Source organism: Aquisphaera insulae (assembly GCF_011064615.1).
GTDB lineage: Bacteria > Planctomycetota > Planctomycetia > Isosphaerales > Isosphaeraceae > Aquisphaera > Aquisphaera insulae.
Map to the genome: position 1 here is coordinate 1 of NZ_JAALJH010000215.1, position 1622 is coordinate 1622.

General features: G+C 70.7%; 1 protein-coding gene and 1 pseudogene. Both read right to left on the minus strand.

Annotated features, from left to right (window positions below):
- Positions 1-37: 37 nt before the first annotated feature.
- Positions 38-1273 (minus strand): hypothetical protein, encoded by a 1236-nt coding sequence (locus G6O54_RS36800; protein ID WP_165236087.1) that lies wholly within the window; start codon positions 1271-1273, stop codon positions 38-40.
- 56 nt (positions 1274-1329) lie between these two features.
- Positions 1330-1622, minus strand: a pseudogene (locus G6O54_RS36805) (hypothetical protein); the annotation flags it as partial.

Here is a 1622-nt window from a genome sequence, read left to right on the forward strand (position 1 = left end):
GGCGCGATGAAAAGTTGATCTTGCCGGGCTCGAAGGTTTATCCCGGATTTGTTGCGCGCGGGGCCGCGGCATAGGCCAATCTCCTCTGCGATTGCACCGACGCGCCCAGGTGTCGGCGACACCATGCCTCGACATCTCGCACCCGGCACCGCTCCAACGCCTCGGCGACGGTCGCCGCCGTCCAGTCCGACACCATCGCCCCGAGGCTCAACACCAGCCCCGTGAAGCCACCCTTCGACTGGCCGTCCTCCAGCGCCTTGAGCTTGCCGAAGCACGACTCCAGTGCCTCCGTCGTCCCCGGCAGCCGCTCGCCGGGCCGCGCCTTCAGCGACTCCCCCTGCACGAAATCGATCAGCTCGCGCCGCAGCTCGCCGGCCGGGCCGGACGCCTCGGGCAGCGACGCCCTCAGGTCGAACCACGCCCCCGCATAGATCCCCCGCCGACGAACGAAGTCCAGCGCTCCGTCGATCACCGCCTGATACCCCGACCACTCCTCCTGCGGCTCGCGATACTCCCGGAGCCAGCCCAACTTCTCGCGCACCCGATCCGCCGCGATCCCCAGCGAGCCCAGGCCGGCCGGATCGTCCACCAGGGCCAGCGTACGCGCCCCCCAGGCCACCAGCTTGCCCACGTTCATGAATCGCGCCTTGGACCGCTGGCTCGGCGGTGTCAGGCACGCCAGCTCGGTCTGCTGGGTCGCGAACTTCGTCCGGCCCAGTGCCGTGGCATAGCTCCTCCAGCGGTCGTCCCGCTCCAGGCGGGACTTCAGCAGGCAGGCCGCCTTGTGGGTGATGTCGTAGATCTCGACCGTCTCGGGGTGCGCCGCGCGGAAGATCTCCACCCCGCCGTGCAGGTCGGCACCGCGGTCATCAAGGATCGCCCGGGGCGTGCCGGTCCGCTCCGCGGCCTCCTCCAGGCAGGTCGCCACGGCCCACTTGTCGGCCCCGGTCATCGGCTTCACCGCGATCGGCTCCAGGTCGCGATGGCCCAGCGCCCGGCCTTCGGGCAGCTCGCCGAGCCGGATGCCGAGGATGACCAGGCATTTACAGGTGCCGACCTGGACCGAGTGGTCGATCAGCCAGGCCCGGTCGTCGGCGACGGCCTTGGGGCGATTCAGGGCCGCCAGGCCCAGCCGCATCATCCAGGTCCGGCCGGTCGATGGGTGCGGGGAGAGGTCCTCCCGGTCGGCCCTCGATCCGACCCAGCCGAGCGTCGCGGCGGCGCACCGCAGCGACGACCCGTGGTGGATCACCAGGGAGTGGAACCCGAGCACCACCCCCGCGGCATAGTGCTGGCCGCGGGGGACTCGCTGCTCCTCGGGGGAGAAGTTCAGGGGGCCGCCGTCGGGATCTTTTTTGGGGCGGGGCCCGCGGCATCGCGGCCGCGGAGGGCCATGAGCTCGGTCTCGAGGGACTCGGCGCGGAGGGTGGCGGCCTCGGCCTTGGCCCGCCACTCGGCACGGCTGCGGGTTACGGCGGCGAGTTGATTCTTGAGCGCCTTGACGGAGGCCTTGAGGTCCTGATGCTTGGCCTTCCAGTTGTCGCGGCTCTTCTTGAAGAACCACTTCAGCGCCCCGGGGCGGCACTTGTAATCCTCGCCGGCGGCGGCCGTAGCGGCTTCAG